We start from the raw sequence: 23,804 nt of genomic DNA on the forward strand, positions 1-23,804 counted from the left end.
CACGCTAAAAGCCATTTGTACGACAAGAACCTGGCCGGGAACGCCGATGTTCAAGACGCTGCTCACCGCGGGCCTGCTGCTCTCGCTGCCGACGCTGGCTGTCGCCGCCGACATCACCGGCGTGCCGAAGATCCGCGACGGCGACCAGCTCATGATCGGCAGCGTCCGCATCCGGCTCGCAGGCGTCGACGCGCCGTCGACCGACCAGCTCTGCCTCAACACCAAAGGCGAGCGCTGGACCTGCGGCGTCGCGGCGCGCGACGAGCTGATCAAGCATGCCGGCAGCAAGAGCTGGACCTGCCACGCCCGCTCGGTCGATCGTCGCGGCCGCACCATCGCGCGCTGCGAGGTCGACGGCGAGGACATCCAGAAATGGCTGGTCGCGAGCGGCTGGGCGCTGGCCTACACCCGCGCCTCGCATGACTACGAAGCCGACGAGAAGGCCGCGCGTGAGGCAAAAGCCGGGATGTGGCAGGGCGCCTTCATCGCGCCGTGGGACTGGCGGGTGCGCAACAAGAAGACCACCGTGCTCGGCGCGGTGAAGCCGCCGGATGGCGCCAACGCGATCCTGCTCGCCTCGGCCTCCGGCCCGGTGGCGCCCTCGCCCGACTGCACCATCAAGGGCAACGTCAACCGCTCCGGCGAATGCATCTTTCACCAGCGGACCAGCCGCTGGTACGCCAAGATCGAAATGAAGATCAGCAAGGGCACGCGCTGGTTCTGCTCGGTCGAGGAGGCCGAAGCCGCCGGCTGCCGCGAGACGCGGCGCTAGTCGGAAGTGCGATTGAGTTGTAGCTTGCGACGCTCTTTATGAGGAGAAAGCCCCCACCCGGATTGCATCTTCGATACAATCCGACCTAAGAGCGAGCTTCGCTCGTCTCGACCCCCGCAAGCGGGAGAGGTGAAGGACCACGGCATGACCGATGTCGAGATCGATCCGCCTTCCGTGCGCCGGCGCAGCCGCCTCAGGCAAGCGCAGATGGCATTGCTGCTCGTCCTGGCGATCTACCTGATCGCAGCCTATCTGCTGCTGCCGGCACTGTGGACGCATTACGAGCATCAGAAGGGCCTCGCCAATCTGCCGATGGTGACGCGCACCGCGCAGGGCATTCCCGGCGATCCGATGAATGTCGGGCTGATCGGCGACACCAAGGATGTGGTCTGCGCGATGCACGAGGCCGGCTGGTTTCCGGCCGATCCGGTGACGCTGAAATCCTCCATCGAGATCGTGGGCAGCGTGCTGCTCGATCGTCCCTACAAGGATGCGCCGGTGAGCAACCTGTTCTATCTAGACCGCCGCGAGGATCTCGCCTTCGAGCGGCCGGTCGGATCGAGCGCGGACCGCCGCAACCATGTCCGCTTCTGGAAGGTGCTCGACCAGGGCGAGGAGAAACGTCCGGTCTGGCTGGGCGCTGCGACGCTCGACCGCAGCGTCGGCGTCAGCCACTACACCGGCGCGGTGACGCATCACATCGCGGCCGATCTCGACGCCGAACGCGCGCTGCTTGCCACTGACCTCGAGTCCGCCGGCATGGTCACCGCGAAATATCAGGTCACCGGCATCGGCCCGACCTTCAACGGCCGCAATGGCGGCGGCGATCCCTATTACACCGACGGCGAAATCTGGGTGCTGCGGCTGGTCGAGGCCTGCCGCAAGAACAACGGCACCGTCGAGCAGCTCCCGAGCCCCGCCGCGACCGAGTTGAAGGACCAGATCTGGCGCGCGGTCGTCGAATCGATCGGCAAATAGCATCGTGTCCCGCGGTTTTGGAAACGCTGGATTGCTTCGTCCTGCTCGCAATCGAAGCCGCGATGGAATAGTCTCCGCGCTTGACCCCTCACACGCATGATTTGCGCGCTTTATCCAAAAGGAACAGGACGATGACCGTTCGCGCGGGCCGGGAATTTCTGGCCATCCCCGGGCCCACCACGATGCCCGATCAGGTGCTGCAGGCAATGCACCGCCCGGCGCTCGACATCTACTCCAACGAGATGGTCGAACTGACTGAGAGCCTGCTGCGCGACCTCTCGAAGCTGTTCGTCACCCAGGGCAAGTCCTACATCTACATCTCCAACGGCCACGGCGCCTGGGAGGCGACGCTCTCCAACGTGCTGTCGCGCGGCGACAAGGTGCTGGTGCTGGAGAGCGGGCGTTTCGCGATCGGCTGGGGCCAGGCTGCGGCCGCGATGGGCGCCGAGGTCGAAGTGCTGAAGGGCGACTGGCGCCGCGCGATCCGTCCGGCCGAGGTCGAGGAGCGGCTGCGGCGCGACAAGGAGCACACGATCAAGGCGATCCTCGTGGTGCAGGTCGACACCGCGTCCGGCGCCTATAACGACATCGAGGCGATCGGCAGGGCGATCAAGGCCGCCGGCCATCCTGCATTGTTCATGGTCGACACCGTGGCTTCGCTCGGCTGCATGCCGTTCGAGATGGACAAATGGTATGTCGACGTCGCGATGTCGGGCTCGCAGAAGGGCCTGATGACACCGCCCGGCCTCGGCTTCGTCGCCGCCAGTGACCGCGCCTGGGACGCCCACAAGAAAGCCAATCTGCGCACGCCCTATTGGGACTGGACCGAGCGCGAGGGCAGCGAGCACTACCGCAAATATGCAGGCACCGCGCCGGTGCATCTGCTGTTCGCGCTGCGCGAGGCGATCAACATGCTGCACGCCGAAGGCCTGGAGAATGCGCATCTGCGGCATCGGCTGCTCGGCGAAGCCGTGCGCCGCGCGGTCGCGGTCTGGGCCGAGGGACAGGTGCTCGGCTTCAACATCACCGAGCCCGCCGAGCGTTCCAACACGGTGACGACGGTGACCGTGAAGGGCGCCGACCCCGCCGCGATCCAGCGCTACGCCAAGGAGAAATGCGGCGTGGTGCTCGGCACCGGCATCGGCGATTTGCAGGGCCAGGCCTTCCGCATCGCGCATATGGGCCACGTCAACGCTCCGATGATCCTCGGCACCCTCGGCGTCGTCGAGGTCGCGCTGACAGCGCTGAACATCCCGCACGGCAAGGCCGGCGCCGACGCGGCCATCCAGTGGCTCGGCGAGAACGTGAAGGCGTAGGCCGAGGCGGTCTGAGGCTTTAACCCGTCATCCTGAGGAGCCCGCCAAAGGCGGGCGTCTCGAAGGATCGACGGCCGCGCTCCCGCCGCGAGCGAATCGGAGTGCGCGGAAATAGCCGGGCCGTGCATCCTTCGAGGCTCGCTCCGCTCGCACCTCAGGATGACGGGATAGGCGTCCGCGGGATCAGAGATAGACGCTCATCCTATTGACCGTGGCGATGATTGCACCATGATGCCCTCGCGCGGTCTGCATGGATTATCGCATGGGCATCTACGTCTACATGCTTCGCTGCGCCGACGAGTCCTTCTACGTCGGCAGTGCCACGGGCGACGATCTCGCGCCGCGCATCGAACAACACGATACGGGTGCTTTCCCAGGCTACACTCATAATCGCCGACCGGTCGTCCTCGTCTGGTCGGAGTATTTCGAGCGCATCACCGATGGCATCGCGGCCGAGCGGCAGATCAAGGGCTGGAGTCGGGCGAAGAAGGAAGCATTGATTCGGCTGGATTGGGCCACGATCAGCCGACTGGCTCATCGACGCAGAACGACCCCTTCCCCGTCATCCTGAGGAGGCCGCGGAGCGGCCGTCTCGAAGGATCGGCGGCCACGCCCCCGCCGCGAGAGAATCGGAGCACGCCGAGAGATCCGGGCCGTGCATCCTTCGAGACGCGCGCAAGAGCGCGCTCCTCAGAGTCTGACTCATAAATCACCCAACCTTAGCTGCAGCCGCGAGTCTGCGGGTCAGGAGCCTGATGTGTGCAATCAGCAGCCAGGCAGCTTCGGTTGCCACCGTCGCCTCGAAGTCCTTGGCGAGGCGGCGGCATCTGCCGAATCAAGCGAATGTGCGTTCAACCACCCACCGCCTCGGCAGAAGCTGGAAGCCTTTGACGCCTTGAGGCCGCTCGACGATCTCGACAGTCCATGGACCGCAGTCTGAGAGCGCGTCGAGGAGTTGATTTCCGCGGTAGACCCGGTCGGCAAAGACGTGGCGCAGCCGGGGGAAGTTCATCCGCACGTTCTTCAGCAGCGGTACGGCGCCATGGCAGTCCTGAACGTTGGCGGGATGAACATGAACCCCGAGGAGGAGGCCATTGGTATCCGTCACAATGTGCCGCTTGCGGCCGTAGATGCGCTTGCCTGCATCGTAGCCGCGCGGTCCACCAGCTTGGGTGGTCGGCGCACTTTGACTGTCGATCACGGCTGCCGTCGGCTTCGGTGTCCGTCCAAGCTTTTTTCGCGCCCGTCGGACAAGCACGCTGACAATCCTCTGCCACCGGCCTGTATCCCGCCATCTATAAAAATAGCCCTGCACCGTCGAATAGGGCGGGAACTCCTGCGGCAACGCCCGCCACTGGCAGCCGGTCGAAACGATATAGAGGATCGCTTCGATCACACGACGCAGCTCCGTCTTACGCGGCCGGCCGCGCCGGTTCGCTCGCGGCAACAGGCGTCTGATCAGCGCCCACTCCGCATCGGTCATATCGCTTGCATAACGCAGATCGTCCCGCCGATATTGCTCCCGAGTGATCTTGGTCCAGGGCATCGTGCTCTCCCTCGAATCTTTGCAAATCCGATGGAATCACACCCCACTGAGATCACTCACCCATTTTTCAGTCAGGCTCTCAGGATGACGGAAGAGTGGTCGGGGAATAACGCAACGAAGAGGTGCCACGACTTTTTGACGGGGCACGAGCACTTTTCGTCGCCATCATTTTCCGCTTTACTGCCGGCAACAGCCGGGCACGGATCCCTGCGACACAACAAAATGGAGGGACCGCTTGGCATCGGTGGAATTGCGCGGCCTGGTCAAGCGGTTTGGATCGTTTGTCGCGGTTGATGATGTTTCGCTCACGATCGATCATGGCCAGTTGGTCTGCCTGCTCGGGCCGTCCGGCTGCGGCAAGACCACCACGCTGCGGCTGATCGCCGGGTTCCTCGAACCATCCGACGGCGAGATCCGCGTCGGCGAGCGCGTGGTGTCATCGAAGGCGCGCACGCTGCCGCCCGAGCAGCGCAACATGTCGATGATCTTCCAGAGCTACGCACTGTGGCCGCATATGACGGTGGCGGAGAACATCGTCTACGGCCTGCGCTTGCGCAAAATGGATCGCGACACCATCGCCAAAAAGCTCGCCGCGATCCTGGCGACCACCAAGCTGGAACCACTGGCGCAGCGCTATCCGGGCGAGCTTTCCGGCGGCCAGCAGCAGCGCGTCGCGCTGGCGCGCGCGCTGATCGTCGGTCCCGAGACGCTGCTGCTCGACGAACCGCTGTCGAATCTCGACGCCAATCTGCGCGAGGAGATGCGGTTCGAGATCCGCCGCCTGCACGACGAATATCGCTACACCACGGTCTACGTCACCCACGACCAGTCCGAGGCGATGACGACCGCCGACCTGATCGCGGTGATGAATGCCGGCAAGATCGACCAGCTCGGCGCGCCTGAGGACATCTATGCGCGGCCGGAATCCGAATTCGTCGCGCGCTTCATCGGCGCCGCCAATGTGATCAAGGGCACCGCGCGCGATGCGAACCACGTGGAGTTCGCCGGCGCAACGCTCGAGGTGGTCGGCGCCACGCTGACGACCGGCCAGAGTGCGCCGGTCGCGATCCGCCAGCACGAGATCCAGCTCGCGACGCAACCGCCCGCGGCAGCGCAGAACACGCTCAAAGCCATCGTGACGCGGCAGGTCTATCTCGGCATGAACCGCGACTACATGGTGGAGACCGCCGACGGCACGGCGCTGCGGGTAACCACGCCGACGGAAACCGCAGTCGAGAAGGGCAGCGAGGTGTGGCTGACCTTGCCGCCCGCGCGCTGCCGGGCGCTGAGCCGATGATAACAAGAAACGGAGCGACGCGATGCGGAAGCCGATTTCCAGACGCGATGTCCTGAAAGGCTCTGCAGTGCTTGCGGTCGGCCCGGTGTTCGCGTCACCGGCACGCGCCGCCGCACCCGAGCCGGTCGCGATCACGCCCGATCTCGTCGCCGCCGCGACCAAGGAAGGCAAGCTCGTGTTCTATTCGTCGATGGACCTGCCGGTCGGCGAAAAGCTCGGCAAGGCGTTCGAGGCCGCCTATCCCGGCATCACCGTACAGATCGAGCGCTCAGGCTCGGAGCGGCTGTTCCAGCGCGTGGCGCAGGAATTCGATTCCAACATCCACGCCGCCGACGTCGTCAACAGCGCCGATGCCTCGCATTTCATCCCCTGGAAGAAGAGCGGCTGGCTGATGCCGTTCGTGCCCGAAGACGTCGCGAAGCATTTTCCCGACAACTATCGCGACCCCGACGGCATGGCCGTGACCACGCGGCTGTGGCTGTCGTCGATCGCCTACAACACCAATCTGGTGAAGGTGGAGGACGCGCCGAAGAGCTTTGCCGACCTGCTCGACCCGAAATGGGTGGGCAAGATGGTGAAGGGCCATCCGGCCTATAGCGGCACCATCATGACCACCACGTTCCAGATCGTGCGCGAGCTCGGTTGGCCGTATCTGGAGAAACTATCCAAGCAGCGCGTGATGCAGGTGCAGTCCTCCACCGATCCGCCGAAAAAGCTCTCGCTCGGCGAGCGCGCCGTGATGGCCGACGGCAATGAATATGGCATCGTGCTCCTGAAGGAAGCCGGACAACCGGTCGAGCCGGTCTATCCGACCGAGGGCACGCCGACGATCTCGGGTCCCACAGGCATCTTCGCCGGTGCGCCGCATCCGAACGCCGCAAAGCTGTTCCAGGCCTGGCTGCACACCCGCGCGACCCAGCAATTCTTCGTCGACTTCACCGGCCAATATTCGCTGCACGCCCAGGTGCAGCCGAAGGCCGGCCGACGCAAGCTTTCCGACATCAAGCTGATGAAAGAGGATCCGGCGGGGGTGGAAGCAATGACCGAAGAGATCAAGACGCGCTATGCGCGGCTGTTTCGGGTGTGAGCGATGAAGGTCGCGGCGCACGCTTTTTTGCCTCGCCCCGCTTGCGGGGAGAGGCCGACGCGCATCGCAAGATGCGCGGCGGGTGAGGGGGACTCTCCGCGCATCCGGTATCCGCGGAAGCGGCCCCTCACCCCAACCCTCCAAGAGCGAGCTTCGCTCGTCTCGACCCCGCAAGAGCGGGGCGAGGGAGCTGAGACAGTTCACCGCGGGTCAACATGACAACAACAACCACCTCCCCCGCCTCCCGCCCCCGCATCGACTGGACACGCCCCGTGCTGTGGCTGTTCGCGGCGGTGCTCATCCTGCTGATCCTGCTGCCGCTGTCGTGGCTCGCGGTGTTCGCCTTCACCGACAAGAGCCGGCATCCGACGCTGCAAAACTTCGTCACGCTGTTCAGCAATCCCGATTTCCTCGATCCGCTGCTGACGACGGCGATCATCGCGACCACGTCGGCGCTGATCTGCTGCATCGTCGCGGCGCCGATCAGCTGGCTGGTGTCGCGCACCGACATGCCGGGGCGGCAGACCATCCGCGCACTGGTCACGGCCTCGTTCGTGACGCCGCCGTTTCTCGGCGCGGTCGCCTGGGAACTGCTGGCGGCGCCGAATTCCGGGCTATTGAACCAGCTCTACCGGCTGTTCGCCGGCGAGGACGCCGACGCGCTGTTCAACATCTATTCGATGACCGGGATCATCTTCGTGATCTCCTGCTACACGTTCCCGTTCGTGTTCGTGCTGGTGGCCAATGCGCTCGACACCATGCCGGGCGAGCTGGAAGATGCCTCCGCGATCCTCGGCGGCAATGCCTGGACCACCGCGCGGCGGGTGACGATCCCGCTCGCGCTGCCCGCGCTGGTCGCGGGCGCGCTGATCGCGTTCCTGCAGGCGATGACGCTGTTCGGCTCGCCGGCGATCCTGGCGCTGCCGGCCGGCTTCCACACCATGACGACCAAGATCTGGAGCCTGTTCCAATATCCGCCGAAGCTCGAGCTCGCGGCCGCCGCCGCGGTGCCGCTGCTGGTGCTGACCATCCTGCTGCTGCAGGGCCAGAAGGCGCTGCTCGGCCGCCGCGGCTATTCGGTGATCGGCGGCAAATATGGCGCGCCGCGCCGGGTGGAATTGCGCGGCTGGCGCTGGGCGGCGCTCGGCTTCTGCCTCTTGGTGCTGCTCAACCCGGTATTCCTGCCTTACCTCGCGCTGCTCAACGCCGCATTCTCGCCGAACGCGACCACGCTGGTGACGCCGTCGACGGCGACGCTGCACAACATCGTCTTCGTGTTCACCGAGCTGTCGTCGACCCAGCTCGCGCTCAAGAACACCGTGATCCTCGGCACCGCGACCGCGACGATCGGCACCATCCTCGCGCTCGTCATCGCCTATGTCACGACGCGCAAGGTGATCGCGGGCCACCGCGTGCTCGGCTTCCTCGCCACCGCGCCGGTCGCGGTGCCCGGCATCGTGCTCGGCGTCGGCCTGTTCCTGAGCTACACGCGGCCGCCCTTCGTGCTCTACGGCACGCTGTGGATCCTGCTGCTGGCGTTCCTCACCATCAATTTGCCGTCCGCCTATCAGCAATTGCAGGCGGCGTTCGCAACCATCCATCCCGAGCTCGAGGAGGCAAGCCGCATCCTCGGCGCGACCCGGCTGCAGGCGCTGCGCCAGATCACCGCGCCGCTGCTGCGCACCGGCGTGATCGCGACCTGGTGCTTCATCTTCATCGGCGTGATGCGGGAACTGTCGGCGGCGATCGTGCTGTTCACCTCGCAGACCAAGGTGCTCTCGGTCCTGATCTACGACCTCAACGAAGGCGGCGACCTCGCCGCGATCGCGGTGCTCGGCATCGCGATGCTGGTGATCACCTTCGCCGTGGTGCTGGCAGTGAACCGGATTCCGATGTCCGGCGGCAATGCCGGCGCGCGGCTGCGGAACGGGTAGCTCGCCCTAACCACGTCGTCATTGCGAGGAGCGAAGCGACGAAGCAATCCATTCTATCCCTTCGGGGAACGATGGATTGCTTCGCTTCGCTCGCAATGACGAGGCAACCAAGGATGCCCGCCCCATCTGGCAATTGCCACATTCATCCCGATATAGAGCGGAACCCCGCACCATGAGGATCGTGTGACCAAATCCGCCAGCACAACATCGCCCCCGGTCGCGCCGCGCCGGCCGCATTCCTTCACCACCCACGGCATTGCGGTGACCGACGACTATGCGTGGATCAAGGATCCGAAATGGCAGGAGGTGCTGCGCGATCCCTCGATCCTCGATCCCGATATCCGCACCTATCTCGAGGCCGAGAACGGCTACACCGAGAGCCTGCTCGGCCATACCGACGCGTTGCAGAAGCGGCTGGTGAAGGAGATGCGTGGGCGGATCAGGGAGGATGATTCCAGCGTGCCGTCGCCGGACGGCCCGTTCGCCTATTTCCGCAAGTTCCGCGAGGGCGGCCAGCACGAACTGTACTGCCGCACGCAGCGCGACGGCGGCGAGGCCCATGTCGTGCTCGACGGCGACGCGCTGGCGAAGGACCACAAATATTTCAAGTTCGGCGGCAGCCGGCATTCCAGCGATCACCGCCTGCACGCCTGGAGTGCCGACACCAAGGGCTCCGAATATTTCTCGATCCGGGTGCGCGACTGGGCCACCGACGGCGATCTCGACGATCTCGTCGAGGAGACCGACGGCGGCGTGGTGTGGGCCGCGGATTCCAAAAGCTTCTTCTATGTCAAGCTCGACGACAATCACCGGCCGATGCAGGTGTGGCGGCACAAGCTCGGCACCAAACAGGCCGACGACATCCTGATCTATGAGGAGCAGGATTCCGGCTGGTTCACCCACCTGCACGAGAGCGCGAGCGGCCGCTTCTGCGTGATCGCGGGCGGCGACCACGAGACCTCGGAGCAGCGGCTGATCGATCTCTCCAATCCCGACGCGCCGCCGCGGCTGGTCGCGGCACGCGAGGAAGGCGTGCAATATTCGATCGCCGACCGCGGCGACGAGCTGTTCATCCTGACCAACGCCGACGACGCCATCGACTTCAAGGTCGTCACCGCGCCGCTCACCGCGCCCGAGCGCAGCAACTGGCGCGACCTGATCCCGTATCGCGAAGGCGTCTATGTGCTCGACGTCGAGCTCTATGCCGGCCACATGGTGCGGCTGGAGCGTGCCAATGCGCTGCCGGCGATCATCATCCGCGACCTCAACAGCGGCGCGGAGCATGCGATCGCCTTCGACGAGGCGGCCTATTCGCTCGACACCATGGGCGGCTACGAGTTCGACACCACCAGCTTGCGGTTTGCCTATTCGTCGATGACCACGCCGTCGGAAGTCTATGACTACGACATGGCGACGCGGACGCGGGTGCTGCGCAAGCGCCAGGAGATCCCGTCCGGCCACAACCCGGCCGACTACGTCACCACGCGCATCATCGCGACCTCGCATGACGGCGCGCAGGTGCCGGTCTCGATCCTGCATCGCAAGGACTTTGTCCGCGACGGCAAGGCGCCGCTCTTGCTGTATGGCTACGGCTCCTACGGCATGGCGATGCCGGCGTCGTTTGCCGCCAACCGGCTGTCGCTGGTCGACCGCGGCTTTGTGTATGCGATTGCGCATATCCGCGGCGGCGCCGACAAGGGCTGGGGCTGGTATCTCGACGGCAAGCGCGAGAAGAAGACCAACACGTTCGACGATTTCGCCGCCGCCGGGCGGGCGCTGATCGAGGCGAAATATACCGGTGAGAAGCGCATCGTCGGCCATGGCGGCTCGGCGGGCGGCATGCTGATGGGCGCGGTGGCCAACCGCGCCGGCGAGCTGTTCGCCGGCATCGTCGCCGAAGTGCCGTTCGTCGACGTGCTCAACACCATGCTCGACGACACGCTGCCGCTGACGCCGCCGGAATGGCCGGAATGGGGCAATCCGATCGAGAGCGAGAAAGATTTCCGCACCATCCTGTCCTATTCGCCCTACGACAATGTCGCGGCCAAGGACTATCCGGCGATCCTGGCGATGGGCGGGCTCACCGATCCGCGCGTCACCTATTGGGAGCCGGCGAAATGGATCGCGCGGCTGCGCGCCACGATGAGCGGCGGCGGCCCGGTGCTGCTGCGTACCAACATGGGCGCCGGCCACGGCGGCGCCTCCGGCCGCTTCAACCGCCTCGACGAGGTCGCGATCGTCTACGCGTTCGCGCTGTGGGCGGTCGGGATGGCTGAGAAGGCTGAGGTGTAACTTCTCCCTCGCCCCGCCCTTGCGGGGAGAGGGTGGGGGTGAGGGGCCGCCTCCGCAAACTCGGTGAAAATGAATTTGCGGAGACTCCCCCTCACCCGGCTCGCATCTGGCGATGCAATCCGACCTCTCCCCGCAAGCGGGGCGAGGTAAGCAAGAACCCCGGATTGAGCTTCGCTCCATCCGGGCTACGGATCGCAGTTAATCGCCGCACTCCCTCCCCATCGTCGTCCCGGCGAAGGCCGGGACCCATACCGCGTGATCTATCGAGCAAGGCAGTCACAGTACCACGGCACACAACGCAACTGCCAGTCTTCGCCAAACTCCTCCCTGTGGTTATGGGTCCCTGCTTTCGCAGGGACGACGGCGGGATGTATGGCGATCGCTTATCAAGGACGACAGCGTACTGTGAGACGACGAGCTATCGCCCCTTCGCCTTCCGCCACGTCGCGAAATCCTTCAGCGTCTGTTCGTCGGTCGCAGGATAGAGCCCGAAGATGCCGCGGCCGTTCTGGACCTGCTCGGTGACGAAATCCTCGAACGCGGTCATCTCGAACGTCTCGTCGGCGATCTCGTCGGCGAGATGCGCCGGGATCACGATGACGCCGTCGCTGTCGCCGAGGATGACGTCGCCGGGAAACACCGGCGCATCGCCGCAGCCGATCGGAACGTTGATCTCGATTGCCTGGTGCAGCGTGAGGTTGGTCGGCGCGCTCGGGCGATGATGAAAGGCCGGGAAGCCGAGCCGCGCGATCTCGGCCGAATCCCGGAAGCCGCCGTCGGTGACGACGCCGGCGCAGCCGCGCTTCATCAGCCGCGTCACCAGGATCGCGCCCGCCGATGCCGCGCGCGCATCCTTGCGGCTGTCCATCACCAGCACCGCGCCCACGGGGCACTCCTCGATCGCCTTGCGCTGCGGATGCGCGCGATCGCGGAACACCTCGATCTTGTTGAGGTCCTCGCGCGCCGGCATGTAGCGCAGCGTGAAGGCCTCGCCGACCATGGTCGGCTGATCCGGGCCCAGGGGATGAACATCCTGGATCATCTGGATGCGGAAACCGCGCTTGAACAGCGCGGTCGCGACCGTCGCGGTGGAGACGGATTTCAGCTTGTTGCGGGTGGTGTCGCTGAGTTTTGACATGATGATTTGTCCCCGGCTGTCATTCCGGGGCACGCGAAGCGTGAACCCGGAATCTCGAGGTTCCGGGTTCGCTTCGCGCCCCGGAACGACGGTGTGATGAACTAATAAATCGACGGCTCGCCAACCGGCTTGCCAAAGCCGGTCTCGAGGAAATCGAAGTCGCAGCCCTCATTGGCCTGCTTGATGTGCTTCGAGAACATCCAGCCATAGCCGCGCTCGAAGCGCTGCTCGGGCTGTTTCCATTCGGCGCGGCGCCTGGCCAGCTCCGCCTCCGGCACATCGAGATTGATGGTGCGCGCGGCGACGTCGAGCGTGATGCGGTCGCCGTTCTTCACCAGCGCCAGCGGGCCGCCGATATAGGATTCCGGCGAGACGTGCAGGATGCAGGCGCCGTAGCTGGTGCCGCTCATCCGCGCGTCCGACAGCCGCACCATGTCGCGCACGCCCTGCTTCACCAGCTTGGTCGGGATCGGCAGCATGCCCCATTCCGGCATGCCCGGCCCGCCCTGTGGACCGGCATTGCGGAGGATCAGCACGTGATCGACTGTGACGTCGAGATCGGGATCATCGACTGCCTTCTTCATCGACGGATAGTCGTCGAACACGAGCGCAGGCCCGGTGTGCTTGAGGAAACGCGGATCGCAGGCGCTTGGCTTGATGACGCAGCCATCGGGCGCGAGATTGCCCTTCAACACCGCGAGCGCGCCCTCCTTGTAGATCGGGTTGTCGACGGTGCGGATGACGTCGTCATTGTGGACCTCGGCGCCATCGATGTTCTCGCCGAGCGTCCTGCCTGACACGGTCATGCAGTCGAGATGCAGATGCGGCTTGATGCGGTTCATCAGGCCGGGCAGCCCGCCGGCATAGAAGAAATCCTCCATCAGATAGAGGTCGCCGCTCGGCCGCACATTGGCGATCACAGGCACCTTGCGGCTCGCGATCTCGAAATCGTCCAGCGAAATGTCCTGGCCGGCGCGGCGCGCCTGCGCGATGAGGTGAATAATGGCGTTGGTTGAGCAGCCCATCGCCATCGCGACCGTGATCGCGTTCTCGAAGGCCTTGCGGGTCTGGATCTTCTGCGGCGTGAGATCCTCCCACACCATCTCGACGATGCGGCGGCCGGCCTCCGAGCTCATGCGGATGTGGTTGGCGTCGGCCGCGGGGATCGACGAGGCGCCCGGCAACGTCATGCCGATGGCTTCGGCGATCGCGGTCATCGTCGAGGCCGTGCCCATGGTCATGCAGGTGCCATAGCTGCGGGCGATGCCGGCCTCCATGTCGACCCAATCCTTGTCGGAGATCTTGCCGGCGCGGCGCTCGTCCCAGTATTTCCAGGCGTCGGAGCCGGAGCCCAGCGTGCGGCCCTTCCAGTTGCCGCGCAGCATCGGTCCCGCGGGCAGGTAGATCGCCGGCAGGTTCATGCTGGTGGCCCCGAGCAGCAGGCCGGGCGTGGTCTTGTCGCAGCCGCCCATCAGCACCACGCCGTCGACCGGGTGACCGCGCAGCAGTTCCTCGGCATCCATCGCCAGCATGTTGCGGTAGAGCATCGTGGTCGGCTTCAACAGCGATTCCGACAGCGACAGCGCCGGCAGCTCGAGCGGAAAGCCGCCGGCCATCAGCACGCCGCGCTTGACGTCGTCGACCCGGCTCTTGAAATGCATATGGCAGGGCTGCGCATCCGACCAGGTGTTGATGATCGCGATCACCGGCCGGTCGCGCCACTCCTCCGGCGCGTAACCCATCTGCATCGCCCGCGATCTGTGGCCGAAGGCGCGCAAATCATCGGGCGCAAACCAGCGCGCGCTGCGCAATTGATCCGGGGTCTTGTTCTTCTTCGTCATCGCCATGGGTCTCGACATTGCTCGCACGCGCGCGGTCCCGGCGCGCTTGCCCTGCGTCAGGCATACACTCGATTTTCAGACATGTCGTCCCGCCCCCGGCGCAGACGTGCCGTTCGCTGAACGTGCGCCGCACACGCTCCGCAATGTGGCAATCGGAACGTAAACCGGCCCTAGGTTATTTTTGCTGCGCCGTCATCACGATGCGGACCAGATCGGCGGCGTTGCGCGCGCCGAGCTTCTTCATGATGTTGGCGCGGTGGTCCTCGATCGTGCGCGGACTGATCCCGAGATGGCGCCCGGCTTCCTTGTTGGAGGCGCCCGCGGTGAACTGCTCGAGCACCTCGCGCTCGCGGCGGGTCAGCGGCTCGCGACCCGGGAAGTGCAGCGCGGCGATCCGCGACGCGGAGGTCTCGGCCTGGCGCCTGGTGTAGGCGTCGATCGCCTCGTTCAGACGGCTCACGATCTCGTTGCCGCGGAACGGCTTCTCGATGAAGTCGAGCGCGCCGTTCTTGATGGCACTGACCGCCATCGCGATGTCACCCTGACCGGAGATCATGAAGATCGGCGCCGGATAATCCTCGCCATGCAGCTCTCTCAGGATATCGAGGCCGGATTTGCCGGGGATATGCACGTCGAGCAGGATGCAGGCTGGCGTCCTGCTGCGCGCCACCGCGAGCAACGCCGCGCCGTCCGCAAAGCAGATCACCTTGTAACCAGCGGTCGACAGGACCACTGAAAGCGTCTCGCGAACGGCAGGATCGTCGTCGACTACAAAGATTTCCCCGCGCGGAGCGCCATTTTCAACCATATGCATCGTCCATCAGTGGTGAAGCGTGCTGCCCTGACCGCACAAGAACTAACTCGACCATCTCGATCAATGGACCCGTATTTGTACGGGACGTCCGCTTAACGCACAAGTAGCACCGCGTTCCCTAAAAGTGGGGGGCAGTGGAGAAACATGCATGGAAAATGCAGCGTCGGACCGCGTTGCAGCGCGCTTGGACGAGGGCCATGATCCCTACGGTCTGATCGTGACGGACCTGGTCGCGCTGATTGGCCATGTCCAGGCGAGCCTGCGGCTGATCGAAGCGGCGATCGCGCGCGAGGCCGTGCTGGCCGAGCGGCAGGCCGACGTCGACACCGTCGTTCTCGACGACGTTACCCCGCACTATCTCACAGCATCTACCGCCCTGAAGGCATGCGATGCCGGCCTCGACGCGGCGCTCGACCGCCTGCGCGATTCCGGGGCAGCTGCGCGTCTGCTGAACTGACCCGCCGCCTCCGACAGGTTCGGCCCAATCACCTCGATCGTCCCGACGACGCCCAACCCATCAGGCGGCAATCTGTTCCACGCATCGTCCGGATTGGCCGCGGGCCTTGCCCGCCCGGTCGGATCAGTCCCTCTTGACGTCAGGCCCTGGCCCGCTCTTCGTCCGCGGACGATCGCCGTTTGCTCGGCTTGCCCTTGAGGAAACTGACGTCCATTTCGGTGCCGTTGACGCGGACCAGTTCGCAACGGCGATAGGCAAGTCCGGTCGAGGACAGCAGCAGGAAAAACTCCTTCAGGTTGAGCCCCTGAATGGAACCTTCGACCGTCAGCGAGGCATCGGTGTCCGAGATGGCATTGAGCTGGCAGTCGCGCCGCCAGGTGCCGTCGATGGCCATGATGCAGACATCGACGCCCCGGCTGAAGGTGACCCGCTCAATGGATTTGCCGTCCTCGGTCATTGCTCAATATCCGACCGCCATGGCAGGCTTCGGCATGGCGAGCCCGCTCCGCGGCCCGCTCGGCCGGTACAGGCCACGCCGCTCGGGAAGCGGCTTGAACGTGTCGGTCAGGCCGACCACGGTTTCGGCGGCGCCCAGCACCAGGAAGCCGTCGGCCTCCATCGACCGGGCGAGACGGTTGAAGATGTTGATCTTGGTGTCCTGATCGAAATAGATCAGCACGTTGCGGCAGAAGATCACGTCGAACGTGCCGAGCTGGGAGAAATCGTGCAGCAGATTGAGCTGGCGGTGCTGGACCATCGCGCGCAACTCGGGATTGACCTGCCAGAACTCACCCGACTGCTTGAAGTACTTGACCAGCATCTGGATCGGCAGTCCGCGCTGCACCTCGAACTGGCTGTAGATGCCGGCCTTCGACTTCTCCAGCACCTCCTGCGACAGATCGGTCGCGATGATCTCGACACGCCATCCGGCAAGCGCCGCGCCCATTTCCTTCAGGCACATCGCCAGCGAATAGGGCTCCTGGCCGGTCGAGCCGGCGGCGCACCAGATCCGGACGCTGCGGCGCGCGGCGCGTGCCTTCAGCACCTCCGGCATGATGGTGTCGCGGAAGTGCTCGAACGGCACCTTGTCGCGGAAGAAGAACGTCTCGTTGGTGGTCATGGCCTCGACCACCTGAACGGTGTGCGTGGACGAGCCCGCCTTGATCTTGGCGACCAGGTCGGGAATGCCGGACAGGCCGCTTTTGCGCGCCAGCGGCAGCAGGCGGCTCTCGATCAGATATTGCTTGTCCGCGGACAGATCGAGACCGGACTGGTCCTTCAGGAGCTTACGCAGATACTCGTAGTCGGGGGGCGTCACGGGAGCCTCACAAGGGACTGAATGGTGAAACTGGGTGTCAGGCTTCGGCCGACGCGTCGAGCGCCAGCAGGCCCACTTCCTGGAATTTCGCGATCACGATGTCCTTGTCGAACGGCTTCATGATGTATTCGTTGGCGCCGGCATGCAGCGCCCGCGAGATGTGGTCGATGCCGTTCTCGGTGGTGCAGAACACGACCTTGGGCTGATCGCCGCCGGGCATGCGGCGAAGCTGCACGAGGAATTCGAAGCCGTCCATGACGGGCATGTTCCAGTCGAGCAGCACGGCATCCGGCAGAGCGCGCTTGCAGGCTTCGAGCGCGACCGCACCGTCCTCGGCCTCGATGACGGTGAACTCCATTCCTTCCAGGATGCGGCGCGCGATCTTTCGCACCACGCCGGAATCGTCGACGACGAGACATGTCTTCATGTGTTGGCCTCCTTGTGGAATCCACCGTCTCCGCGGTGGAGTGTTACGCTGCAGCAGCTGTTTTGGGCACCAGTTCGAGCACGCGATCGATATCGAGGACGACCATGAGCTGGCCGTCGAGGCGGTGGACGCCGCCGGCGAGCTTGGCCATGCGGGGATCGAGGTTGACCGGGTTGTCCTCGCGGCTGTCGTCGGAGAGCCGCAGCACCTGCCGATCTGGTCGATCAACAGGCCATAGGATTCGCCGCGCTGGTCGACGCCGACCGCCATCGGAGGCTCACCGTCGTCGGCCTTCGGCAGCCCGAGCCGGGCGCGCATGTCGACCACGGTGACGATACGGCCGCGCAGATTGAGCACGCCGGCGATCTCGCTGGAGGCCAGCGGCACCCGCGTCAGCCGCTCCGGCATGAACACGTCCTGCACCCGCGAGATCGGCAGGCCGAACAGCTGCCCGCCGATCACGGCGGTGACGTATTCGGCCATCGCGCCTTCGCTTGTCTCGGTCTTGCTGGTCATCGATGAACCTTTTGTTTGAGCATGATCCGATCGGAAAACCGCTTCACACTTTTCCGGATCATGCTCTCTTCCCTCAAGCCGCCCGGCGCAGTTCGGCGGTCTGCTCTTTCAGCGCCGCGATCAGCCCGGGACGGTCAAACTTGGCGACATAGTCGTGGAAGCCGGCCTGCCGGCCGCGCTCGATCGCCGCCGGCGACACCATCGCCGACAGCGCGATGATCGGCAGCCCGATCAGATTGTGGTCGCTTCGGATGTTCTCGGCGAACTCAAAGCCGTTCATCTCGGGCATCTCGATGTCGGTCAGCACGACGTCGAAGCTCTGTCCCGAACGCAGCGCCGCGAGCCCTTCCTGCGCGCCGCCCGCGGTCCTGACCTTGTAGCCGGCGGCTTTGAGCACCGGCGCCAGCATGTTGCGGAAGAACGCACTGTCATCGACCAGCAGCACCGACTGCGCCGAGGTCGACGGGCGCATCTCCTTGCGCGAGAACCAGTCGGCGAACGCCATCGGCAGGAAGTGGCCGACGTCGATCACCTCGGTGGCCTGCCCCTTGATCACGGCCGAACCCAAAATGCCGTCCTGCGAACCCGCGACCTCGATGTTGAGCCGCTCCTCGACGATGTCGATGATCTCGTCGACCACGAGCCCCATCGAGCGGCCGTCGTCGGCGAACACCAGGATCGGCTGCGAGCCCTGCGACTGCACCTCGACCCCGGCCATCTGCACCAGCGGCATCAGCTGCTCGCGGTACTGCACCATGTAGCGGCCGTTCGAGAGTTCGATCTTGTCGGTTGCGATCTCCTCCAGCCGGGTGACGAGGCCGAGCGGCACCGCCTTGGGCTGCGAGGAGCCGGCGCGGAACACCAGCAGCGAGGTCAGCTGCTCGCCGCTTGCGGCGTGGGCGTTCGCATTGTCGTCGGCGAGGTCATGGGCCGAGGAGCCGGACGCGCCGAGGGCTTTCGCAATGCCGTTGGGGTCGATGATCATGATCACGGCGCCATCGCCCAGAATGGTGTTGCCGGAGAACATGTCGATGTGCCGCAGCTTGGTCGACATCGGCTTGACCACGATCTCCTCGGTGTGGAACACGCCGTCGACCACGATGCCGAAGGTCTGGCTGCCGACTTGCGTGACCACGATGAAGCCGTTCTCGGCGTCGGTGGTCGTCGCGCCGTCGTCGATCTTCAAGAGCTTCTTGAGGTGGATCAGCGGCAGCAGCTTGTTGCGCAGCCGCAGCACTGCGGTGTCCTTGATCCGCTCGATGCGGTGCTCGGAGTTGGCGCGGGCCCGCACCAGCTCGACGACAGACAATTGGGGAATCGCAAAGCGGTCGCCGCCGGCTTCCACGATCAAAGCGGAGACGATCGCCAAGGTCAGCGGGATCTTGATGGTGACCGAGGCGCCCTCGCCGGCCACGCTCTTGATGTCGATGGTGCCGCCGATCTGGTCGATATTGGTGCGCACCACGTCCATGCCGACGCCGCGGCCGGACACCGAGGTGACTTGGGCGGCGGTCGAGAAGCCCGGCGCGAAGATGAACTTGTGGATCTGGGCCTCGGTCATCTTCTCGAGTTCGGCCTCGGTGACGAGACCGTTCTGGAGCGCCTTGGCCTTGATCCGCTCGGTGTTGAGCCCGCGGCCATTGTCGGCGATGCAGATGATGATGTGGCCGCCTTCGTGGTAGGCGGAGAGGCGAATGGTGCCCTGTTCCGGCTTGCCGGCTGCGAGGCGCTCGGCGGTGGTCTCCAGCCCGTGATCGGCGGAGTTGCGCACCATGTGCGTCAGCGGATCCTTGATCAGGTCGAGCACCTGGCGGTCGAGCTCGGTGTCGGCGCCGTGCATCTCGAGCTCGATCTGCTTGCCGAGTTCGCCGGAGAGGTCGCGGACGATGCGCGGCAGCTTCTGCCAGGCATTGCCGATCGGCTGCATGCGCGTCTTCATGACGCCTTCCTGCAGCTCGGCGGTGACGTTGGAGAGCCGCTGCAGCGGCACCTTGAACTCGGTGTCCTCGTTGCGGCGGGAGATCTCCAGCAGCTGGTTGCGGGTCAGGACCAGCTCGGAGACCATGGTCATGAGGTGTTCGAGGGTGTCGACATTGACCCGGATCGACTGGTTGGCGATCTTGTCGCCTTCCTGGACCTCCTCACCGGCGGCCTTGCGGGCCGGCTTCTTCACAGCCTCAGCCGGCTCGGCGGCGGCGGCAGCAGGTGCAGGCTTCACGGCCGGCGCCGGTGCGGCGACTTCGGTCTCGGTCTCGCGGAAGGCGCGCTCGAGCTCGTCGAGCGAGACCTCGCCCGGACGCAGCGGACGCTCCAGCGTCTGCACCACCAGCGTGCCTTCGGTCATCGCCGCCTGCACCGACGGAGCTTCGACGACCGGCACGTCTTCTTCAGCAGCAACCGGCATCGACTGCGTCGAGCCTGACGATATCGACTGCGTCGAATCGGACATCGCCGCCATGCCGTGCTCGACCATCGCTTCCAGCTGATCGATCAGATCGCGGTCGTTGCCCTCGGGCTCGGCCTCGGTCGCCTCGAGCCCGCCGAGGATCTCCTTGATGCGGTCGATCGAGGACAGGATCAGCGTCACGGCTTCCGCCTTCACCGGCATGCCGTCGCGGAATTTGCCCATCAAGGTCTCGCCGGCATGCGCCAGCGCCTCGAGCCGCGGCAGCCCGAGGAAGCCGCAGGTGCCCTTGATGGTGTGCACAAGCCGGAAGATGTTATCCAGGATCTTCGCGTTGTTCGGATCCTGCTCGAACTGCACCAGCTGGTTGTCGACCGTATCCAGGCTCTCGCTGCTCTCCGTCAGGAACTCGCGCAACAGATCGTCCATGAATAGGTCCCCTCAAGGTGCTACGGAGCGCTCGCCTTGCATCGATAACTTGGCCGGCTTCACGGCGACGTTAATTTTGCCGTCCGTGCAAATACGGACGATGAAGCCCTTCTGCAGTTCGACGACGCATCACGACAACACGGCCGGTCTCACAAGGACAGGCCTTACCACCCGGACGGGAAAGAGCCCGTTCCATCGGTCATCGCAATTTGAACTAATTGGAATTGAGGACCGCTAAGTCTAGAAAAACGTTCGCGACATGACGACCGCCTGCATCCGAACGCGATCGCTCATTGGTTGAACCCGGCGGGATGGCTAAGCGCAGCCAAAGAAAAGGCGGCGGAGTTTCCTCCGCCGCCTCGATAGTCGATGCCTGTCGCGGCTACGCTTAGCGGAGCAGCTGCAGCACGCTCTGCTGCGACTGGTTGGCCAGCGCCAGCGCGGACACCGCGATCGACTGGCGGGTCGACAGCGCCTGGCTGTTGGCCGCTTCCTCGTTGGTGTCTGCCAGCGTCAGGTTGGACGAGCCGGTCTGCAGCACGTTGATCAGGTTCTTCGAGAAGTCCTGGCGGATCTGCACGATCGACAGGTTCGAACCAAGGGTCGAAGCCTGGGTGCGCAGCAGGCCGCTCGCGCTGTTCAGCGTCTTCAGCGTGGCGTTGGCCGAAGCGTTGTCCACGAAGTCCGTGCCGGCGGTCAGCTTGGTGAGGTTGAGGCCGGTGGCGTCGAAGGTGACGCCCTGGATCTTCAGCGTCGAGGAACCCGTCTCGTTGAAGGTCAGCTTGAGCTGATCGCCATTGAGCAGGTTGATGCCGTTGTACGACGCGTCCTGGGCGGTCGTGGTGATCTGGTCCAGGATGTTGTTGTACTGGTTGACCAGGTTGGCGCGGTTCGCCAGCGCAGTCGGGTCCTGCACCGGAGCGCTGCCCGCGAGGCCGTTGAACAGCTTGCCGGCGCCGGCCGCCGTGCCGCCGATCGTGCCGATGGTCGCCGAAGCGGCATCGTTGGTGGTGCTGATGGTGAGCGCACCGGCCGCGCTGAGCGAGGCCTGCAGGTTGTTGGCCGCCAGCGCAGCGTTCAGGTCGTTGAGGGACTTCACCTTGCCGGCACCGGTGCCGAAGGTGATGTTGGTCGCGGTGCCGTTGCCGGTCGCGCCGATGGTCAGCGTGAGCGTGTCCAGCGGGCTCGCGCCAGCCGTGCCGTTCGCGGTTGCCGTCGCACCGGCCGGGAGGCCGAGCTGCGTCGCGTCGCCCGAGCTGAACGTACCGACCGTGAGCGAGTCCGCGGCGCCGGCGGTGTTGGTGCTGGTCAGGACCAGCTTGCCGGTGCCGTCGATCGAGGCGGCGACCTTGGCGCTGGCGCCGACCTGCGTGTTGATGGCGTCGCGAACCTGGGTGGCGGAGTAGTTCGTGCCCGAGTTCAAGGTCACAGTCTGGCTGTTGATCTGGAACGTCAGATTCGCGCCGGCCGCGGTGAGGTCGATGCCGGTATAGGCGGCGGTGCTGGTGAGGGTTGCGTTGGTCGGGGTCGCGGTGCCGAGCAGGTTGTCGGCGGTCGCGCCGGGGATCGCGGCGGTCGTCACCGACGACTTCGCGGAATAGCCGACCGCGGCCTGCAGGGCCTGGTTGGCGACCGACTTGGCGCTGTCGACGAGCTTCTGCAGCGAGGTGATGCCGGTGTTGGCGGCCTGCAGCACCTGCACGCCGTTGCCGATGCCGTCCAGCAGGTTGTTGATGTCGCTGGCGCGGTTGTCGAGCGACTGCGCCGTGAAGAAGTTGGTCGGATTGTCGAGCGCAGTGTTGACCTTCTTGCCGGTGGACAAGCGGTTCTGCGTGGTGGCGAGCAGGTCAGCGGTCGACTGCAGCGAAAGCAGGTTTTGACGGACCGATGCCGAAAGAACGATGCCGGACATACTGGATACCCTTCTGGATGAACACGATTGACGCGACGCCGTAAATTTCGCACGGCGACCCACGTCACACTGGTCCGTCCGCGCTACCCGTTCGTTAAAGGGCTGGTCCGTACAAATACCCAGGACGGCCTTGCCGGTGATTCGACGAGCGGCCGGCGCGATGGCTGGCCGCGGCAGCGCGCGGTCGGCGCCGGACCGACGTCATGGCCGTGAATTTCCTGCGCATGTGCAGGACTTGCGACATCCCGGCGCGGCGGGCCCGGCGCGGCGATAGCCGGCGTTGCAAGTCACCACGATGCAAAGTCCGGCGAGGAACAGAGTTAATGGAAATCAATAAATGAGAGACAAAGTCGCGCTCGGATCTCGCGCCGCGCGGATCGACGTCGATCACCGGTGCCGGCGGCGGCCACGCCGTCTGCCCTCCAGAGGGTATAGTTTCAACACCACAACCCTTGTGCAATTGGACAGGCAAGCTATGTTCGCAGTCCTTCCACACGCCAAGAGTAGGTGATGCGAGACCGTAGTGCTCCCGCCCTCGGCAGGAGCAGCAATGTCCGCGGTATCGCGTCCGCCCAATCGTCTGTTGCAAGCACTTCCCCCCACGGAGTACGCGCAACTTCATCCCCTCCTGGAAACCGTCGACCTGACCAAGGAAACGGCGCTCGCCGATGCCGGCGCGCCGGTGCAGCGGGTTTATTTTCCGCATAGCGGCGTGGTCTCGATGATGATCAATCTGTCCGACGGGCAATCTGTCGAGATTGCAACCGTCGGTCGCGACGGCGCCGTGGGCGCGTCCGCCGCCCTGCACGAGCGGCCGCTGCTTGCCGATGCGATTGTCGTGGTGCCAGGCTCAGCCTCGATGATGCGGGCGGAGGATTTCCGCGAGGCAGCAAATCGCAGCGCGGATTTCCGGACCCTGGTTGCGCTCTATGAGCAGGCGCTGATGGCGCAGACGCAGCAATCCGTCGCCTGCAACGTTTCGCATCCGGTGGAGGCACGGCTGTCACGATGGCTGCTGCGCGCACGCGATCTGTGCGGCAGCGAGGCGTTGCCGCTCACCCAGGAGATGCTGGCGCAGATGATCGGCGTCCGGCGCAATGCGGTTTCGATTGTCGCACATGGGTTTCAGCAGGCCGGCATCCTGCGTTACAGCCGCGGTCATATCGAGATCACCGATATCGACGGGCTGCGGAAGGCGGCGTGTGAATGCTATACGACGGTCAAGGCGCACGCCGAACAATTGATCGGGCCGGAAGACTGACCGGCGCGCCGCCCAGCCCCAACTGTGACCGACCACACAACCCGAATGTGCGGCGATAGGTCTAT

The 23,804-nt window shown here is 65.0% G+C and carries 18 protein-coding genes and 2 pseudogenes; 10 read left to right on the forward strand and 10 right to left on the reverse strand.

Annotated elements, in window-relative coordinates:
- Nucleotides 1-46 precede the first annotated feature (46 nt).
- From J2R78_RS15220 to J2R78_RS15235, 4 genes are all read left to right on the forward strand, one after another.
- The gene (locus J2R78_RS15220; RefSeq protein WP_016845489.1) at nucleotides 47-772 is read left to right on the forward strand and encodes a thermonuclease family protein; all 726 of its coding nucleotides are present in this window, start codon (nucleotides 47-49) and stop codon (nucleotides 770-772) included.
- A gap of 144 nt (nucleotides 773-916) precedes the next feature.
- Complete coding sequence (locus J2R78_RS15225) at nucleotides 917-1,750, forward strand: LssY C-terminal domain-containing protein (RefSeq protein WP_229191476.1); 834 nt, start codon at nucleotides 917-919, stop codon at nucleotides 1,748-1,750.
- Nucleotides 1,751-1,881: 131 nt separating this feature from the next.
- Nucleotides 1,882-3,066 (forward strand): alanine--glyoxylate aminotransferase family protein, encoded by a 1,185-nt coding sequence (locus J2R78_RS15230; RefSeq protein WP_253605354.1) that lies wholly within the window; start codon nucleotides 1,882-1,884, stop codon nucleotides 3,064-3,066.
- Between the two features lie 262 nt (nucleotides 3,067-3,328).
- Nucleotides 3,329-3,637, forward strand: a complete 309-nt coding sequence (locus tag J2R78_RS15235; protein ID WP_253605357.1) for a GIY-YIG nuclease family protein — start codon at nucleotides 3,329-3,331, stop codon at nucleotides 3,635-3,637.
- A 138-nt stretch (nucleotides 3,638-3,775) separates the two neighbouring features.
- Here J2R78_RS15235 and J2R78_RS15240 read toward each other — a convergent pair.
- Nucleotides 3,776-4,612 (reverse strand): annotated as a pseudogene (locus tag J2R78_RS15240) (IS5 family transposase).
- Between the two features lie 244 nt (nucleotides 4,613-4,856).
- On the opposite strand from J2R78_RS15240, the gene J2R78_RS15245 reads away from it, so the two are divergent.
- From J2R78_RS15245 to J2R78_RS15260, 4 genes are all read left to right on the forward strand, one after another.
- A complete protein-coding gene (locus J2R78_RS15245) occupies nucleotides 4,857-5,909 on the forward strand; it encodes an ABC transporter ATP-binding protein (RefSeq protein ID WP_253609827.1) in 1,053 nt (350 codons plus the stop codon).
- Nucleotides 5,910-5,931: 22 nt separating this feature from the next.
- Nucleotides 5,932-6,996, forward strand: a complete 1,065-nt coding sequence (locus J2R78_RS15250) for a substrate-binding domain-containing protein (protein WP_253605360.1) — start codon at nucleotides 5,932-5,934, stop codon at nucleotides 6,994-6,996.
- Between the two features lie 272 nt (nucleotides 6,997-7,268).
- A complete protein-coding gene (locus J2R78_RS15255) occupies nucleotides 7,269-8,930 on the forward strand; it encodes an iron ABC transporter permease (protein WP_253605363.1) in 1,662 nt (553 codons plus the stop codon).
- 183 nt (nucleotides 8,931-9,113) lie between these two features.
- Complete coding sequence (locus J2R78_RS15260; protein WP_253605365.1) at nucleotides 9,114-11,222, forward strand: S9 family peptidase; 2,109 nt, start codon at nucleotides 9,114-9,116, stop codon at nucleotides 11,220-11,222.
- Between the two features lie 418 nt (nucleotides 11,223-11,640).
- On the opposite strand, the gene J2R78_RS15265 is transcribed toward J2R78_RS15260, so the two are convergent.
- From J2R78_RS15265 to J2R78_RS15275, 3 genes are all read right to left on the reverse strand, one after another.
- A complete protein-coding gene (locus J2R78_RS15265; protein ID WP_253605368.1) occupies nucleotides 11,641-12,360 on the reverse strand; it encodes a ribonuclease activity regulator RraA in 720 nt (239 codons plus the stop codon).
- A gap of 101 nt (nucleotides 12,361-12,461) precedes the next feature.
- Nucleotides 12,462-14,201 carry an L-arabinonate dehydratase gene (gene araD / locus J2R78_RS15270; RefSeq protein ID WP_253609828.1) on the reverse strand — a complete coding sequence of 580 codons (1,740 nt, stop codon included), beginning with the start codon at nucleotides 14,199-14,201 and terminating at the stop codon, nucleotides 12,462-12,464.
- A 175-nt stretch (nucleotides 14,202-14,376) separates the two neighbouring features.
- Nucleotides 14,377-15,009, reverse strand: coding sequence for a response regulator transcription factor (locus J2R78_RS15275; protein WP_018269422.1), 633 nt, complete (start codon nucleotides 15,007-15,009; stop codon nucleotides 14,377-14,379).
- A 154-nt stretch (nucleotides 15,010-15,163) separates the two neighbouring features.
- Between J2R78_RS15275 and J2R78_RS15280 the strand changes: the two genes are divergently transcribed.
- On the forward strand, nucleotides 15,164-15,472 hold the full coding sequence (locus tag J2R78_RS15280; protein ID WP_253605371.1) for a hypothetical protein: 309 nt from the start codon (nucleotides 15,164-15,166) through the stop codon (nucleotides 15,470-15,472).
- Nucleotides 15,473-15,611: 139 nt separating this feature from the next.
- On the opposite strand, the gene J2R78_RS15285 is transcribed toward J2R78_RS15280, so the two are convergent.
- The 6 genes and pseudogenes from J2R78_RS15285 to J2R78_RS15310 all read right to left on the reverse strand — a co-directional run bounded on the left by J2R78_RS15285 (nucleotide 15,612) and on the right by J2R78_RS15310 (nucleotide 22,478).
- Nucleotides 15,612-15,929, reverse strand: a complete 318-nt coding sequence (locus J2R78_RS15285) for a hypothetical protein (protein ID WP_028338017.1) — start codon at nucleotides 15,927-15,929, stop codon at nucleotides 15,612-15,614.
- Between the two features lie 3 nt (nucleotides 15,930-15,932).
- Complete coding sequence (locus J2R78_RS15290) at nucleotides 15,933-16,790, reverse strand: protein-glutamate O-methyltransferase CheR (protein ID WP_253605373.1); 858 nt, start codon at nucleotides 16,788-16,790, stop codon at nucleotides 15,933-15,935.
- Between the two features lie 37 nt (nucleotides 16,791-16,827).
- The gene (locus J2R78_RS15295) at nucleotides 16,828-17,217 is read right to left on the reverse strand and encodes a PleD family two-component system response regulator (RefSeq protein ID WP_018269419.1); all 390 of its coding nucleotides are present in this window, start codon (nucleotides 17,215-17,217) and stop codon (nucleotides 16,828-16,830) included.
- A 43-nt stretch (nucleotides 17,218-17,260) separates the two neighbouring features.
- Nucleotides 17,261-17,733: pseudogene (locus J2R78_RS15300) on the reverse strand (chemotaxis protein CheW).
- Between the two features lie 73 nt (nucleotides 17,734-17,806).
- Nucleotides 17,807-20,566, reverse strand: coding sequence for a hybrid sensor histidine kinase/response regulator (locus tag J2R78_RS15305; protein ID WP_253605375.1), 2,760 nt, complete (start codon nucleotides 20,564-20,566; stop codon nucleotides 17,807-17,809).
- 388 nt (nucleotides 20,567-20,954) lie between these two features.
- The gene (locus tag J2R78_RS15310) at nucleotides 20,955-22,478 is read right to left on the reverse strand and encodes a flagellin (RefSeq protein ID WP_253605377.1); all 1,524 of its coding nucleotides are present in this window, start codon (nucleotides 22,476-22,478) and stop codon (nucleotides 20,955-20,957) included.
- 550 nt (nucleotides 22,479-23,028) lie between these two features.
- Here J2R78_RS15310 and J2R78_RS15315 point away from each other — a divergent pair.
- The gene (locus tag J2R78_RS15315; RefSeq protein ID WP_253605379.1) at nucleotides 23,029-23,739 is read left to right on the forward strand and encodes a Crp/Fnr family transcriptional regulator; all 711 of its coding nucleotides are present in this window, start codon (nucleotides 23,029-23,031) and stop codon (nucleotides 23,737-23,739) included.
- Nucleotides 23,740-23,804: the final 65 nt, after the last annotated feature.

The sequence above is a fragment of the Bradyrhizobium sp. USDA 4538 genome, assembly GCF_024171045.1.
In the GTDB taxonomy this organism is placed as follows: domain Bacteria; phylum Pseudomonadota; class Alphaproteobacteria; order Rhizobiales; family Xanthobacteraceae; genus Bradyrhizobium; species Bradyrhizobium australafricanum.